Annotated in this window: 15 protein-coding genes and 1 pseudogene; 4 read left to right on the top strand and 12 right to left on the bottom strand. The window is 70.3% G+C overall.

Annotation, left to right across the window (positions count from 1 at the left end):
- Positions 1 to 347: 347 nt before the first annotated feature.
- The 8 genes and pseudogenes from AC07DO_RS35705 to AC07DO_RS35670 form a co-directional block, all read right to left on the bottom strand.
- On the bottom strand, positions 348 to 476 hold the full coding sequence (locus AC07DO_RS35705; RefSeq protein ID WP_479065913.1) for a hypothetical protein: 129 nt from the start codon (positions 474 to 476) through the stop codon (positions 348 to 350).
- A gap of 119 nt (positions 477 to 595) precedes the next feature.
- Positions 596 to 1,588 carry a helix-turn-helix transcriptional regulator gene (locus tag AC07DO_RS35700; protein WP_479065911.1) on the bottom strand — a complete coding sequence of 331 codons (993 nt, stop codon included), beginning with the start codon at positions 1,586 to 1,588 and terminating at the stop codon, positions 596 to 598.
- A 117-nt stretch (positions 1,589 to 1,705) separates the two neighbouring features.
- A complete protein-coding gene (locus AC07DO_RS35695) occupies positions 1,706 to 2,911 on the bottom strand; it encodes an FAD-dependent monooxygenase (RefSeq protein ID WP_479065909.1) in 1,206 nt (401 codons plus the stop codon).
- 174 nt (positions 2,912 to 3,085) lie between these two features.
- Complete coding sequence (locus AC07DO_RS35690) at positions 3,086 to 4,306, bottom strand: MFS transporter (RefSeq protein ID WP_479065908.1); 1,221 nt, start codon at positions 4,304 to 4,306, stop codon at positions 3,086 to 3,088.
- A gap of 245 nt (positions 4,307 to 4,551) precedes the next feature.
- Positions 4,552 to 5,466, bottom strand: coding sequence for an NAD-dependent epimerase/dehydratase family protein (locus AC07DO_RS35685; protein ID WP_479065906.1), 915 nt, complete (start codon positions 5,464 to 5,466; stop codon positions 4,552 to 4,554).
- A 76-nt stretch (positions 5,467 to 5,542) separates the two neighbouring features.
- A pseudogene (locus AC07DO_RS35680) lies at positions 5,543 to 5,650 on the bottom strand (carboxymuconolactone decarboxylase family protein); the annotation flags it as partial.
- Positions 5,651 to 5,694: 44 nt separating this feature from the next.
- The gene (locus AC07DO_RS35675) at positions 5,695 to 6,312 is read right to left on the bottom strand and encodes a Type 1 glutamine amidotransferase-like domain-containing protein (RefSeq protein WP_479065904.1); all 618 of its coding nucleotides are present in this window, start codon (positions 6,310 to 6,312) and stop codon (positions 5,695 to 5,697) included.
- A 74-nt stretch (positions 6,313 to 6,386) separates the two neighbouring features.
- Positions 6,387 to 7,322 carry an NADP-dependent oxidoreductase gene (locus AC07DO_RS35670; protein WP_479065902.1) on the bottom strand — a complete coding sequence of 312 codons (936 nt, stop codon included), beginning with the start codon at positions 7,320 to 7,322 and terminating at the stop codon, positions 6,387 to 6,389.
- Positions 7,323 to 7,559: 237 nt separating this feature from the next.
- On the opposite strand from AC07DO_RS35670, the gene AC07DO_RS35665 reads away from it, so the two are divergent.
- The gene (locus AC07DO_RS35665) at positions 7,560 to 8,522 is read left to right on the top strand and encodes a LysR family transcriptional regulator (RefSeq protein WP_479065900.1); all 963 of its coding nucleotides are present in this window, start codon (positions 7,560 to 7,562) and stop codon (positions 8,520 to 8,522) included.
- 123 nt (positions 8,523 to 8,645) lie between these two features.
- Here AC07DO_RS35665 and AC07DO_RS35660 read toward each other — a convergent pair whose 3' ends face one another.
- The gene (locus tag AC07DO_RS35660) at positions 8,646 to 9,494 is read right to left on the bottom strand and encodes an ABC transporter permease (protein WP_479065898.1); all 849 of its coding nucleotides are present in this window, start codon (positions 9,492 to 9,494) and stop codon (positions 8,646 to 8,648) included.
- The gene (locus AC07DO_RS35655; RefSeq protein WP_479065896.1) at positions 9,491 to 10,411 is read right to left on the bottom strand and encodes an ABC transporter ATP-binding protein; all 921 of its coding nucleotides are present in this window, start codon (positions 10,409 to 10,411) and stop codon (positions 9,491 to 9,493) included. The genes AC07DO_RS35660 and AC07DO_RS35655 overlap by 4 nt, the downstream gene beginning before the upstream one ends.
- Positions 10,412 to 10,619: 208 nt before the next feature.
- On the opposite strand from AC07DO_RS35655, the gene AC07DO_RS35650 reads away from it, so the two are divergent.
- Genes AC07DO_RS35650 through AC07DO_RS35640 form a run of 3 tightly spaced genes read left to right on the top strand, consistent with a single transcriptional unit; the run spans position 10,620 to position 12,698 of the window.
- Entirely contained in the window at positions 10,620 to 11,831 is a 1,212-nt protein-coding gene (locus tag AC07DO_RS35650) for a sensor histidine kinase (protein WP_479065894.1), read from the top strand.
- The gene (locus AC07DO_RS35645; protein WP_479065892.1) at positions 11,782 to 12,039 is read left to right on the top strand and encodes an ATP-binding protein; all 258 of its coding nucleotides are present in this window, start codon (positions 11,782 to 11,784) and stop codon (positions 12,037 to 12,039) included. Before AC07DO_RS35650 ends, AC07DO_RS35645 begins: the two co-directional genes overlap by 50 nt.
- Positions 12,036 to 12,698 carry a response regulator gene (locus AC07DO_RS35640; protein WP_479065890.1) on the top strand — a complete coding sequence of 221 codons (663 nt, stop codon included), beginning with the start codon at positions 12,036 to 12,038 and terminating at the stop codon, positions 12,696 to 12,698. Before AC07DO_RS35645 ends, AC07DO_RS35640 begins: the two co-directional genes overlap by 4 nt.
- 5 nt (positions 12,699 to 12,703) lie before the next feature.
- Here the strand turns inward: AC07DO_RS35640 and AC07DO_RS35635 are convergent, their stop codons facing one another.
- The gene (locus AC07DO_RS35635) at positions 12,704 to 13,432 is read right to left on the bottom strand and encodes a response regulator (protein ID WP_479065889.1); all 729 of its coding nucleotides are present in this window, start codon (positions 13,430 to 13,432) and stop codon (positions 12,704 to 12,706) included.
- Positions 13,429 to 14,247, bottom strand: a complete 819-nt coding sequence (locus tag AC07DO_RS35630) for a sensor histidine kinase (RefSeq protein ID WP_479065887.1) — start codon at positions 14,245 to 14,247, stop codon at positions 13,429 to 13,431. Before AC07DO_RS35630 ends, AC07DO_RS35635 begins: the two co-directional genes overlap by 4 nt.
- Positions 14,248 to 14,310: the final 63 nt, after the last annotated feature.

Below are 14,310 nucleotides of genomic sequence, written 5' to 3'. Positions count from 1 at the left end.
TTTTGGTGATCAGGATGGCAAGAGCCGTGTAACGAGAGATTGTTACGCACGGTTCTGTGGGAGCCCGGGGGTGAGATTCCCCCGGGCGACCCGACCTCTCATGCAGGGGGAGTCGTTGACCTCCTCTCCCCTCACCTTCGGAACCGGCAGGTCTGGTCGTGCTCGTGCTACACGCCGAGTTTGGTGCCGGTGAGTCCTTGGAGGACGTCGAAGCTGAAGGTGGCGGAGAACAGCTGCTGTCTGGTGGCGAGTGGTGGGGGCGATCTTGACTCACTCGGCTCCGGTGGTGAGGGTTTCGATGCGCTTGCCGAGGTGTTCGGTGGTGATGACCGCGGTGCGGTCGAGCTTCATACCAGCGCCATGTCCTTGAACTCGGCGCGCTTGCCGTTGCGCTGGAGGGTGAAGCCGCCGCGGGCCTTGCAGGTGAGTCCGGACAGGTCGGTGTTGAGCTCGCCGCTGTCGAGCACGGAATGCATGCACGCCAAGGCGTGGGGGATGGATCGGCCCAACGCCCGCACGGCGGGTCCGGCATGCCCTGCCGGGCGTGATCACCCGAAGAGCGCAACGAGAAACAGGGCCCGGTGTTGTGCGTGTATCAGCGGCGGGAGGCGGTGGCGGAGGGGAGTTCGTTGAAGCGGGCGCGGTAGTCGTCGGCGAAGCGGCCCAGGTGGGTGATGCCCCACCGGTACGCGATGGTGCCGACGTTGTCCGTCGTAGCGAGGATGTCCTGACGGATCCGGTCCAGGCGCAGATTGCGTACGTACGTCATGGGGGAGACGCCGAGCCGGTCGCGGAACACGGAACTCAGGGTCCGCGGGGCGCAGTCGGCGGCTTTCGCGATGTCACCGGGGGTGATGCGCTCGGCGAGATGGGCTTCTACGAACGCCAGGGCCGCGCGCAGGGAGCGTGGGTGGCCGGGAGGAGGGCCGTCACGTAACGCGTCGGTGTGCGAATGGGGTTGGGCCAGGAGCAGCGCGGTGATGATGCACCGTAATTGGCTGCGTTGGAGTTCCGCGTGCCGGAAGTAGGGGTCTCCCGAGTCCAGTAGCTCTAAGAGGGAGCGGACGAGGAGATGTACGGCGCGCCCTTCGGGCCTGGTCAGGTCCAGGGCGAAGGCGAAGCGGACGATGCCGCTCGGTGGGGCTCCGGCCAGTGCCGTGTACTGCTGGTTGACCAGGGCCGCGTCGATGCGAAGTCCCAGGAAGCGTGTGGGGGTTGGGTGCACGGCGGGGAGTAGTTCCTGGGTGTCGCCGGGGTTGATGACCCCGGCCGTGGCGGTGTCGAGGGTGGCGTCCAGGTCGCCACGGGATGCGGCGAGCACCCCGGACACGCCCATGTTGACGAAGTAGGAGCCGGGTTCTGCCGTCGAGGTGACGCGTACGCCGAGGGGTGAGGAGAAGTAGCCGACGGCGAAGTCAGGTGCGGCCACCCCGCGCAGTTCGTGCTCCCCGAGGGACAGGTCGCCCAGCGGCGACGCGGCGATGGAGCCACCGAACAGACGGGTGGCGGCGTTCAGGAAGTCGACGGGGTTCCGGTTCTGGGGATGGGTGAGGGGGAAGTTGCGCAGTGGGGTCGGCAACGCGTACACCTCTCATGCCCTCTGTCGAGACGCCGTCTCGGGCGGCGGCGGCACGGTGCGGGCACCGGAGTTCCCTCGGTCGGGTGTGCCAGTGTGCCACTGCGGCCGGAGCTCGTGTCGCGGCGGCTACGCGGGCTCCGCCATGCGGCGGTGGCAGATGTCGACCAGCGGATACATCTTGTCGTGGCGCTGAGCCTGTTCCAGGCCGACGATGGCCACGGAGGTCTCCACCAGCGTTCGGCACCGCTCGGCACGTCGGTTCACGAACGCCTCGAGCGCCGCATTGACTGTCTCGTGCCGTCCCAACTCCTGCGCCAGTACGAGGCCGTCCTCGATGGCCAGTGCCGCTCCACTGGCCATCTGCGGTGCGGGCGCGTGGGCGGCGTCGCCGATGACCAGGGCGCTGCCGCGGCTCCAGGCGCCCCGGAGGAACGTGGTCTGCACCGGACGGCGGACCACTGATGCGGACCGTTCAGAGGTTTCAGACGGTTCGGTTGATGCGGATGCGGACGCAGGTGCGGATTCGGACACCAGCGCGGCGAGCTCTACGCCCCAGTGTCCGGCGAAGGGCGCAAGCAACTGCTGGAGGCGCGGGACGAGTTCGGATGCGGGAAGGGCACCCCGCTCCACTCCGTTCTCCGTCAGGAAGATGTACGCCTGGCTCTCCGAGAGGGGTATGAGCCCGGCCGCATGGGCTTTACCGGCGAACTGATGGATGCCGGTGGCCCACGAAGGCCGGCGCACCCGCGCCCGCCACACCATCTGCCCGTGACGGTCGAGTGAGGTACGGAGTCCCAGCAAGCCCCGCGTCGCGGAACGGATCCCGTCCGCCCCGACGACGAGCGCGGCCCGTCGCTCCGTCCCGTCCGACAGCCGCACACGGACCAGTTCCGCTTCCTGGTCCAGCACCGTCACGGTCAGTTCGTGGCGGACCACCACACCGCGCCGCTCGGCCTCTGTGAGCAGAACACGGTGCAGTACGGGGCGTGCGATGCCGACCATCGCCGGCCGATGCGCCCCGATCAGACGCGGCAACTGAACCTGGTCGGCGGGCTCGCCGTGCACATCCACATGCGTGATCGCGCCCATGCCGTACCCCGCCGCCAGGCACGCGTCCGCGAGTCCCAACTCGGCCAGCGCGCGCAGCGAGGGCCCGGTCAGGCAGAGCCCCCAGCCGGACGTCGCTCCCGACGCGCTGATCTCGACGACCTCGACCCGCCATCCCGCGCGTGCGAGGGCGGTGGCCGCCGTCAGACCGGCCACCCCCGCGCCCACGATCAGGGCCGTCCGCTCACTGCGGCTGCTGTCCATGTACGCCTCCAGAGCACCCATTTACTCCGGAACCGTAAGATCCGCCGACCCGCCGCCTTGTCCACATCGGGCGGCAATCATCCGCTCCCGGCAACCAGTTGTCGCTTGATGGTCTGAATATGTCGTTTCTCCTGCGGCGGCCTCGGCGAGGTGCTGGGGGCGGGCGTCCGCGAAGGTGGGCCGCGCCTTGATGGTTCAGGCCGCCTCGATCACTGCGGGCGCCGTGAGACGGCGGGTTGCGGTCGCCCGGCGGGCCGTCGGGCCCATGGCGCAGGAAGCGGTCAGGAAGAGAGCGCCGAGCAGGAACCAGCCCATGGTTCCCACACCTATCAGCAGGGTGGTGAGCACCAGTGGGCCGAGGGTACGGGCGACGGTGACGCCGGTGCCGAAAAAGCCCTGGTACTCGCCGATCCGGTCGGCCGGGGCCAGATCGAAGCTGAGGTGCCAGGAGCCTGCGGACTGGAGCATTTCCCCGGCGACCAGCAGAACCGAGCCCGCGAGCAGGGCGGTGACGGCCGCCCAGGTCGGCGTTCCCGCGGAGAGGGCGAAGACCGCGCAGGTGAGGAGCATGAGACAGCCGGAGCGGCGGAGGGCCTTGACCGCTGTGGGTGTGCTGGTGACGGAGCGAGCGGTGCGGACCTGGAAGAGCATGACCGAGACGGTGTTGAGGACGAAGAGCGAGGAGACCAGCCATGCGGGGGCGGTGGTGCGTTCGGTGATCCACAGTGGGAGGCCGAGGCTGAGCAGCGGCATCCGGAGCAGCAGCACGGTGTTGAGGAGGGTGAGGAGCGTGTACGGGCGATCACGCAGCACCGCGAGCTTGACACCTCTGGGCGCGGGGAGTGGTGCCACTGCCGGCAGGCGCAGCAGGACGAGGGCGCAGAGCAGGAAACTCACCGCGTCGAGTGCGAAGACGGCCAGGTAGGCGCTGCGGGTACCGGCGGAGAGTGCGAGACCGCCGAGGGCCGCGCCGATGGCAAGGCCCGCGTTGAGGGTGGACTGGAGGTGGGCAAGCGTGCCGGTGCGTTCCTCCCTCGCGATCAGACCGGCGAGGAGTGCCTGCCGGGCGGCGGACAGGCCCGACTGGGCGGTGGCGTAGAGGCAGGCGGCCAGGAGGAACGGCAGGAAGTCCCGTACGACGAGGAACGCGGCGACGGCCGCACTGGTCGCGAAGGCGAGCAGCGCCGCCGTACCGCGCGGGCCCCTGCGGTCCGCGAGGCGCCCGAGCGGTACGCCTACGACCGAGCCGACGGCCCAGGCCACGGCGAGGCCGAGGCCGACCCGGGCGGGGGCGAGGCCGACGACCTGGGTGAAGTAGAGCGCGGAGGTCACGTAGAACGCACCGTCGCCGACGGAATTGCTCAACTGGGCCAGAGCGAGTGTGCGTGGGGGCCCTGCGGGCGGTAGTAGCTTCATCGTGTCCCTGACCATGAGTGAGTTTGGGGTTGAACCCCGGGGCCGATGGGTGGTGCGTGACCTGCTTCGGAGCCGGAGCCGGAGTCCGGGTCGGGGTGTGGCCGGCGCGAGGAGGGGCGCCGCGCACGTCGGACGTACTGCCCTCGTGGGCGTGGCGCAGCAGGTCGCCTGTGGAGACGGGAGACGGGAGACGAAGCCGTACCCGACCGGCAACGCACGCGCCGCGGCTCGTCGGGTGCGAGGGATCAGTGGGAGTGCGGGTAGTCCCTCTCGATCCAGTCGAGGACGGAGGAGTGTGCCGGGCGCCAGCCCAGTCGGGTCGCTCCGCTTCGTACCCGGCTGTTGGAAGCGAGTACGTACAACGCGAGTTCGTGCCCCCAGAAGGCGACCGCGGTGTCCGTGTCCCAGGACTCGGCGGGGCCGAGGCCGAGTGCCGAAGCGAGCGAGGCGCAGATGTCGGCGAACGACACCTCTCCGTTCTCGACGAAGTGGAAGGATCCGGCCGGGGCGTCGGTGAGGGCGCGGAGGTAGAGGTCGGCCATGTCGTCGATGTGCACGGTCGACCAGATGTTGCGGCCTTCTTCCACGTACCGCACGACTCCGCTGTCGCGGGCCTGCCGGGCGAGTACGGGGATCTGCACGCTGTCGCGGGCCGTGCCCCGGCCGTGTCCGTAGACGAGGGAGTTGCACAGGACGACCGAGCGCACGCCGCTGCCCGCCGCGTCCAGGACGAAGCGGTCGAGGGCGACGCGGGCCGCCTTCTCCTTGACGGGCCGCCAGCCCGATCCTGGGGCGACGATCATCTTTTCGGTGAAGATCTCGTCCGTCGCAGCACCGCGGGAGTCGGTGCTGACGATGCTGGAGCCGCTGGTGTGCACCAGGGGGCGGCCGGTGCCCGTCAGTCCTTCGACAAGCGCCTCGACGGCTCCCCGGTGATCGCTGTCGGCGGCGTTGACGACTGCGTCGGCCGCACGGGCTCGCGCGGTGAGCAGTGCACCGTCGTCGAGCGTGCCGAGGACGGGGGCGATGCCTCGCTGCTTCAGTTCACGGGCCTTGTCCTGAGTGCGGACGAGCCCTTCGACCTGGTGCCCGGAACGCAGCAGCAGATCAGCGACCGAACCGCCTATGTAGCCGGTGGCCCCGGTGAGGAAGACGCGCATGGGAGGACTCCGATTCAAGTACGCCGAAGGGGATGGTGGGTCTGGGGTCGGGCGGTGGCACGCCGAGCCGATTCCGGGCGTCGTACACCTCGTCGGTCACGGGGTCGTCGGTGAGACGGGTCGCCGCCTCGGCCGGCTTCAGGGCGGCCCGCTCGCGGTCGGTGAAGAAAGGCGTCTCGCGCCACACGGGCGATCGCATTGCAGGGGTCGGGGGCCGGGGTTCGGGGGTCAGGGGACGAGGGTGACCTCGCCGTCGCGGAAAGCGCGGTAGAGCACTCCTTCGCGGTCGTAGCGCTCCACGACGCGCTCGATCGACTCGCTCTCGGGGATCGGCGAGCGGTAGTGGGGAACGAAGGCGTAGTCCAGGAGACCGAGCCCCTCCCAGACCACCTGCCGGTCGTAGGCGGTGACGGCATCGGCGGGGTCGTCCACGAGCTCGAGGCCGCGCAGGCTGGGCGACAGGACGCAGGCGCCGGCACTCCAGCCGGCGTAGACGAGGGCGTCGCGATGCAGCAGGTCGGTCAGGATCTCGTCCGCGCCGCTGAGGGCCATCGCCAGCCGCAGGACGAACGGGTTGCCGCCGTGGACCCAGACGACGCCGAAACCGGACAGCCGCTCGGCGAGCGTGCCCGCATCACCGAAGTGGTCCCGCAGGTCCACCTCGGTCACCTGGTAGCCGCGGTCGCGCAGCATGGCGATCTCCCGGCCGGTGGCCTGCTGCCTCTGCGGGGCAGGGAGGGCGTCCAGCGCGTTGCCGACAACAGCTGCGGTTCTGGCACCTTCGGCGAGGTCGTCCAGCAGTTCGGGGGAGTCTCCCAGTTTCCAGGAGGAAAGAAACAAACGCATGGTCCTGCTCTCGTGACGAGGGGTCAGGGGCAACGGGATTCGGGACGATGTGCTCCGTCGTGGCAAGCGGAGCATCATTCGGGGACGGTGAGCACGATCTTTCCGGCGGTACGGCCCATCTCGCCGATCTCATGGGCCTTGGCCGCCTGGTCGAGCGGCAGGACCGTGTCGATGCGCACCCGCAGCCGGCGGGAGGCGGCGAGGGAGGCGATCTCCTTCAATCCCGCCCTGTCGGCTTCGGTGATCATGAAGGCGGAGCGGAGTCCGAGCGCTCGGGCCCGGTCCGCCAGCTGCGCCTCGGCGGGGGAGGCGAGCGAAACGACGATGCCGCCCGGGCGCAAGGTCTGGAGGGAGCGAGGCCCGTAGTCGCCACCGATGGTGTCGATCACGACGTCGACGTCCCGGGCTGCGGTGGTGAAGTCGGTGTGGGTGTAGTCGATGACCTCGTCGGCGCCCAGTCCTCGTACGAAGTCGTGGTTGGCGGTACGAGCGGTGCCGATGACGTGGGCGCCACGCTCCTTGGCGATCTGGACGGCGAGGTGTCCGACGCCACCGGCCGCGGCATGGATCAGCACACGTTGCCCGGGGCGGAGGCCGGCCGTGTCGACCAGGGCCTGCCATGCGGTGAGCGCGGCGAGGGGGAGGGCGGCGGCCTCCACGTGGGAGAGCCCCGGCGGCTTGGGAGCCAGGTGCCGGGCGGGAGAGACCACGTACTCGGCGTAGGTACCGGCAGGAGCCGGCTGGCGCGGCATGCCGAACACCTCGTCGCCGGGCTCGAACAGGGTGACACCCGGCCCGGTGGCTTCGACCACACCGGACACGTCCCAGCCCAGACGAATCGGAACATCGCCCGCCAGCCCTCCGGTGGCCCGGTGCCACCAGTCGGTCGGATTCACCCCCGCGGCACGTACCCGGACGAGCACTTCGGCGGGGCCGGGCACCGGGCGCGGTACGTCAATGATCTTCAGGACGTCAGGTCCGCCGAAGGAGTCCTGCCCGATGGCGCGCATAGTGAGGTTCCTTTTGTGTCCGGCACGCCGTCCGTGGTCGTCCGGCTGTGCGGGTGGAAAGAGCAGAGGTCTCGCGCCCGTAGGGGCGGGCCCGGCCGGAGGGACGGGGCGGGAGCCTCGGGCGGGGGCACAAATGCCGGGTGAAGTCGGCCCGTTCAGACTCTTACAGGTCCGATGCGTCAACAAGCTGGCATAGTGCAACAGTCGTTAAGGTGGATTTAACGTCCGGAGGACCGAGTGCTGGAGCGGCTAGAGCTGGAGGCGTTCCTGACGCTGGCCGAGGAGTTGCACTTCGGCCGCACGGCCGAACGCCTGCATGTGAGCACCGCCCGGATCAGCCAGACCATCAAGAGGCTGGAACGTCACATCGGGACGCCGCTGTTCGAACGCAACAGCCGTCGCGTCCGTCTCACCGAGGCCGGCCGGCTGCTGCACGAGGACGTGCGCCCGGCGTACGACCAGATCGAGGCCGGGCTGGAGAAGGCCATCAACGCCGCGCGCGGCGTCGACCGAGTTCTGCAGGTCGGGTTCCTCGGCGCGGCCGCCGGACAGCTCATGGCGCAGGCCGCCCGGCTTTTCGACCAAGGCCACCCCGGCTGGAGGGCCCGGCTCAGGGAAATGCAGATCGTCGACGGCCTCCAGCGGTTGCGGGCAGGCGACGTCGACCTTCTGGTCGTGAGCCTGCCGCACCATGAACCCGACATGGTCACCGGGCCGGTCCTGTTCTCCGAACCCCGGGTGCTGGGGGTGTCGTCCGGCCACCCGCTCGCCCGCCGTGACAGCGTTTCGCTGGAAGACCTGTCCGCGGTCAAGATGCTGCAGGTGGCGGGAGCGTTTCCCGACTACTGGCGCGCGGACCGCACACCCCGCCTGACGCCGGCGGGCCGCCCCATCGAACCGGGCCCCCAGTTCGACACGCTCCAGGAGGCGTTGGCGCTGATCGACGCCGACGAAGGCGCCTTCGTCATGGGCGCCCAGGTGTCACGGTTCTACGCGCGCCCCGGCGTGACCTATCTGCCGCTGAGCGATGCAGCGCCCCTGGAATGGGCACCCACCTGGCTCGTCACCAACACCGCACCTGAGATCCACGCCTTCAACCGGGCCGCCCAGAACGTCGCCGTTCGGGTGGCACCTCCTGCCCGGAGCTCGGAAGGCGGGCCGCCCGATGTTCTGCGGCACACCACGGGCCACTCCACATGACGGCCCGTCACCGAAACGAGTTCTCGAAGAGCGGGGGAGGGAAGCGTCCCGTTCCGCTGCCCCGGTCCGCCCCCCTCAGAGGTCCGCCCCCTCGGAGGTCCTCCCGCTCAGAGGCCGGCCCGCTCAGACGTCGCGGCGCCGCACGAGCGCCACGGCCAGTGTCAGCGTGAGCAGCGGCCAGAGGACGTACACGAGCCAGGAGCCGGACACGGTGGGCATGAAGGCCAGGGTGTCCGGTGTGGGCCCCCAGTTCTGCACCAGCCGCTTCCAGGCGGCCATCAGTGTGCTGTGGTTGACGGTGGCGGACCATCGGGTGCTCGTCGAGAAGAGCGTGGGCAGGATCAGCAGGACGAAGGTGCTGGCGATCATGGTGGCGGCGCCGTGGCGGAGCAGGAAGCCGAGGCCGAGACCGACGAGCGCGCAGAGGGGGGCCAGGAGGGCGGAGGCCGTCAGTGCCCGCAGCACTCCGGGGTGGGTGAGCGGAACCGCGGCGTGTTCCGCGTCGAGGATGGCCTGGGCGGTCAGGAAGGAGCCGAGGGAGATGACCGTTCCCACGGCGGCCCACAGCCCGGCGGTGGTCACTGCCTTGGCCAGTACGACGGTGCCGCGCGCGGGGACGGCGACCGTGGTGGTGCGGATCATGCCGTTGCCGTACTCGCTCACCGCGCCCAGGGCGCCGATCGCGCCGGCGACGAGCATGAGCGTCATGTAGCCGGCCTGGGGGAAGGCGGTGAAGGGCTGGAAGGCAGGGGGCTCCTGGCCGCTCCGGCCGGGGGTGGCGAAGTTGTTGTTCGCGATCGCCGCCACGGCGGCGGAGCCGATGACGAACAGACTGATCAGCGCGATGGTCCACCAGGTGGAACGCAGTGACCGCATTTTGATCCACTCGGAGTGGATCAGATCGGCGAAGCGGGGCGGGCGCCCGGAGCGGGCGGACGAAGAGGTCACCGTGCGGTGGCTGAGGACGGTCATGAGGTCATTCCTGCCGTGTATTCGACGCTGTCGGCGGTGAGTTCCATGAAAGTGGCCTCCAACGAGGCCGTACGGGTGGCCAGTTCGGTCAGCAGGATCCCCTGGTCGCGGGCGATCGCGCCGACGCGGTCCGCGGACAGCCCGGTCACCGTGAGCTTCTCGGCACCCGCGGAGCCCACCGGCGCGACTGCCGCGCCCGCGGCGGTCAGGAGTCCGGTCAGCTCAGCGGCCTGTGGCGTGCCCACCACCACCGTGCCCCCGGTGCCACGGGCCGCGAAGTCCCGCACCGGTTCGGCGGCGATGAGCCTGCCCCGGCCGATGACGACCAGGTCGTCGGCGGTGTTCTCCATCTCCGACATCAGGTGGCTGGAGAGGAAGACGGTGCGGCCCTCGGCGGCCAGGCGGCGAAAGAGGCGGCGCATCCACAGCACGCCCTCCGGGTCCATGCCGTTGACGGGCTCGTCGAACATGAGCACCGGCGGGTCGCCCAGCAGGGCGGTGGCCACGCCGAGACGTTGCTTCATACCCAGGGAGAACCCGCCGACCCGGCGGCCGGCGGCGTCGGCGAGCCCCACCTCCTCCAGTACCTCGTCCGCCCGGCGCGGCGGGATTCCGTTGCCGGCGGCGAGGGCGCAGAGGTGGGACCTGGCGCTGCGTCCGCCGTGCACCTGATGGGCATCCAGGAGGGCGCCCACGTGATGCAGTCCGCGTGCATGGCTGCGGAAGGGGACGCCGCTGACGGTGGCCGTGCCGCTGGTGGGTGCGTCCAGGCCGAGGATCATGCGCAGGGTGGTGGTCTTGCCCGCTCCGTTGGGGCCGAGGAATCCGGTGACCCGGCCCGGCCGCACGGTGAAGGCCAGCTGGTCGACGGCTGTCTTGCTGCCGTAGCGCTTGGTGAGTTCGTTGACTTCGATCACGAGGACAACACTCCGGCAAGGGCTGCGTCCGGGCATCGGACCGGGGATGGCAGTGCGGTTGCCCAGTGCATCCCCCGGGTGTAAGCCCGGGGGATGGCGACCGTCCGTCCTGGGATGGCTAATCTCTCCGGGTGAACACCAGATCGAACGCCTCCTCGCGCCCCTGCGGATCGGACCGTCACCGCACGTCGGAGCAGGCGCACACACGATGAGAACGAGAGCCGCAGTGTGGATCGGTGGCTTCCTGCACGTCCTGGTGCACGGGTTGTTGGTGGGGGCCGCCACGCAGACGTCCGGCACGGTGCGGGCGGTGGGCTCCCTGCTGGCCCTGAGCCTGCTCGCCGAAGTGGTGCGACGCGCGCCCGTGGCAGCACTGGCGCTGGTGCTTTTGGGGGTCACCTTCATGATCGCGGGTGACCCGAGTGCCGCCGCGGCGCGGTCGTCGGTCGCCTACCAGGGACAGTTCCTCGCCTATCTGTCGGGCGCCTTCGTCCTCGCTCGCATCGTGGCCACCCGCCCGCGGCGGACCGCGATCGCCGCCGCGACCGTCACCGGCGCCGTGCCCTTGCTGATGTCCGGTGTCTTCTCCCGCGGCAACAGCATGATCGTCAACGTGCTGATCACGCTGCTGGCACTGGCCGCCTCGTGTGCGACCGGTCTGCTGGTCCGCGAGCGGCGTGAGCATGCGGTGGCCCTGCGGGCGCGGGAGGTGACCGAGGCCGTCACAGCGGAACGGCTGCGCATAGCCCGGGAGTTGCACGACATGGTCGCGCACAGCATCGGCATCATCGCCATCCAGGCAGGCGCGGGCAGCAGGGTGATCCGTACCCAGCCCGCGAAAGCACAGGAAGCGCTGCGGGCCATCGAGGACACCAGCAGGGACGCGCTCTCCGGTCTCCGGCGCACTCTGGTCTCACTTCGCCGTGCGGACCCGGCCGCGGGGCCCGCACGGACGTCACCGCTCCCACCCGTACCGGGCCTCGCCGACGTGGAGCGGCTGGCGGCGAGCACCGCCGCCGCCGGGGTCCGCGTCGACGTACGCCGCACCGGTGACGCGCGCCCGCTACCGCCCGACATCGACCTGTCCGCCTACCGCATCGTGCAGGAGGCACTCAGAGCCTGTCTTCGAACCCCCGCCTGCGCCCCGACGCCCGGCACGCACTCCCCCAAGCTCTCGGCTGCGCTCGAGCAGGGGGAACCCCCATGGTGCACGGCGCCCCAGGACAGGTGGCTCCGCCACATGACCTGGAACGCCGCACACCGATCGCACGCACCGGACGCCGCTGCGCCCGCGCTCTGCGCGAACGACGGGGGTTCAAAGACAGGCTCTCACCAATGTGGTCCGGCACGCCGGCACCGGGCACTGCCAAGTGACCATCGGGTACGAGCACGGCGAGCTGTCCGTCGAAGTCGTCGATGACGGACTCGGCCCGGGGGACGAACCAGGCTCCCGTCCCGGCGGCCCGGGCCCGCACCCCGGCCACGGATTCGGCCTCGTGGGCATGCGGGAGAGGGTCACCCTGCTCAACGGCCGCTTCAGTGCCGGCCCCGGCCACAACGGCGGCTTCCGGGTCGCGGCCCGACTGCCACTGCCGGAAACCACCTCAGTCGTGCTGGAGAGCCGATGACCATACGCGTAGTGCTCGCCGACGATCAGCCGCTGGTGCGGTCCGGCCTGCGCATGATCATGAGCGAGTACCCGGAACTGGGGGTCGTCGGCGAGGCCGCGACAGGTGCCGAAGCGGTGCAACGCGTCGCGGAACTCGGGCCGGACGTCGTGGTGATGGACATCCGCATGCCCGGCATGGACGGCATCGAGGCGACCCGCCTGATCACCGCCGGCACGACCGGGACCCGAGTCCTGGTCCTGACCACCTTCGACGAGGACGACCACGTCTACGCCGCGCTGCGCGCAGGTGCCAGCGGCTTCGTGGTCAAGGACATGGCCCTGGACGACATCGTCGCGGCGATCCGGGTGGTCGCGGCGGGGGACTCGCTGCTCGCGCCGGGGGTGACACGGCGTCTGATCGCGGACTTCGTCGAACACCGCGAAGGCATGCCGCGGCGCCCCCCGAGGCCGGTCCAGGGCATCACCGAACGCGAGCAGGAGGTACTCACTCTGATCGGGCAGGGCCGGTCGAACACCGAGATCGCGGAGGACCTGTTCATCACGGTGGCCACCGCCAAGTCCCACGTGTCGCGGCTGTTCACCAAGCTCGGCGCCCGGGACCGGGTCCAGCTCGTGATCACGGCGTACGAGTGGGGACTCGTGGCTCCGTCGAGCTGAGCACGTCACGCGGGGCTGACGATGTCCTCGGCGTCACCCGGTGAGACGAGCCCCGTCTCGTAGGCGAGGACGACGGCCTGGGCGCGGTCGCGCAGGGCCAGCTTGGAGAAGATCCGGGCGACGTGGGTCTTCACCGTCGCCTCGCTGAGCGTCAGTCGAGCGGCGAGTTCGGCGTTGGACAGGCCCCGGCCCATCCACGTCAGCACCTCCCGCTCGCGTGGTGTCAGCGCCGCCAGGTCTCGGTGGACCGCCGGGACGGCGCGGCGGGGGCCCTGGCCCGTACCCGGCGTCGGGTCGGCCGCCGCGAAGCGTTCCACGAGGCGGCGGGTGATCGCGGGGGCGAGGAGGGCGTCGCCGGTGTCGACGAGGCGTACGGCGGCGGCCAGGTGCGCGGGGGTGACGTCCTTGAGGAGGAACCCGCTCGCTCCGGCGGCAAGGGCGGCATACACGTACTTGTCGAGATCGAAGGTGGTCAGCATGATCACCCGGCAGTCCGGGGCCTGGGCGAGGATGCGGCGCGTGGCCTCCAGGCCGTCCATGTTGGGCATGCGGATGTCCATCAGCACGACGTCGGGCCGCAGTTCCCGCACCACGGTGACGGCCTCGACGCCGTCGGAGGCTTCGCCCACCACGTCGACGCCGCGGGCGGTCAGGATCATACGGAAGCCGGTGCGCAGCAGCTCCTGGTCGTCGGCGATCACCAAACGCGGTGCGGACGCGTCGGGGGCGGTCACGGGCGGTCCAGGGGGATGCGGGCGCGGACGCGGTAGCCGCCGCCGAGACGACGGCGTGCGTCGAGGTCGCCGCCGTAGACGGAGACCCGCTCGCGCAGGCCCAGCAGCCCGCGTCCGGCGCCGTCCGCCTTTTCCCGGCCCGGCTCCGTCGGAGCGGGCGTGCCGCCCGACAGGACGCTCGGCCCGCTGTTGAGTACTTCGACGCGCAGGTGGTTGTCCGCGTACCGCACCGTCACCTCGGCTTTCGCCCCGTCTCCGTGTTTGAGCGCATTGGTCAGACCCTCCTGGATGATCCGGTAGGCGGTGACGTCGATTCCGGTCGGCAGTGGGCGAGGTTCACCCGAGACCCGCATCTCGACGGGCAGACCGGCGAAGGCGATCTTGTCGATGAGCGGGCTCAGCCGGCTCAGGCTCGGTTGCGGCGACAGATCCACGGCGTAGGGTTCGTCCTCACCGTTCTGCGCGGGGGCGAGCAGGCCGAGCAGGTGCCGCAGCTCGGTCATCGTGTTCCGGCCTGCGGCTTCCACGGCGCTCATCGCAGCCGCGGCTTCTTCGGGCAGAGTGGTCAGTACTTCGCGGGCAGCACCGGCCTGTACCACCATGACGCTGACATTGTGGCTGACGATGTCGTGCAACTCCGAGGCGATTCTTGCCCGCTCGGCATCGACCGCAGCCCGTGTCGCGCTCTCTCGCTCACGTTCCAGCAGCCAGCCACGCTCCTCGATGGCCTTGCGGTGGCGACGCCGGGCCCGCGCCGCTGCCACCGCCAGCCATCCGGCGGCGCCCATTGCCACAGTCAGCGCGATGAGCAGCAACCTCGTCCATGATTCCCCCATGCGGTCATCTTCCCAGGGGCGCGGTGGTGCAGTGCGCCCGGC

This window comes from Streptomyces sp. NPDC045678 (genome assembly GCF_056432085.1).
Note: the sequence above shows the minus strand (reverse complement) of the source record. Positions and strands in the feature narration are given on the sequence as shown.

What these genes read in the sequence shown, in the direction of transcription:
- AC07DO_RS35685 (WP_479065906.1), bottom strand. Translation starts at nt 5,466, where the DNA reads ATGCGCGTCTTCCTCACCGGGGCCACCGGCTACATAGGCGGTTCGGTC.
- AC07DO_RS35650 (WP_479065894.1), top strand. Translation starts at nt 10,620, where the DNA reads ATGAGAACGAGAGCCGCAGTGTGGATCGGTGGCTTCCTGCACGTCCTG.
- AC07DO_RS35640 (WP_479065890.1), top strand. Translation starts at nt 12,036, where the DNA reads ATGACCATACGCGTAGTGCTCGCCGACGATCAGCCGCTGGTGCGGTCC.
- AC07DO_RS35695 (WP_479065909.1), bottom strand. Translation starts at nt 2,911, where the DNA reads ATGGGTGCTCTGGAGGCGTACATGGACAGCAGCCGCAGTGAGCGGACG.
- AC07DO_RS35660 (WP_479065898.1), bottom strand. Translation starts at nt 9,494, where the DNA reads ATGACCGTCCTCAGCCACCGCACGGTGACCTCTTCGTCCGCCCGCTCC.
- AC07DO_RS35705 (WP_479065913.1), bottom strand. Translation starts at nt 476, where the DNA reads ATGCATTCCGTGCTCGACAGCGGCGAGCTCAACACCGACCTGTCCGGA.
- AC07DO_RS35675 (WP_479065904.1), bottom strand. Translation starts at nt 6,312, where the DNA reads ATGCGTTTGTTTCTTTCCTCCTGGAAACTGGGAGACTCCCCCGAACTG.
- AC07DO_RS35670 (WP_479065902.1), bottom strand. Translation starts at nt 7,322, where the DNA reads ATGCGCGCCATCGGGCAGGACTCCTTCGGCGGACCTGACGTCCTGAAG.
- AC07DO_RS35690 (WP_479065908.1), bottom strand. Translation starts at nt 4,306, where the DNA reads ATGAAGCTACTACCGCCCGCAGGGCCCCCACGCACACTCGCTCTGGCC.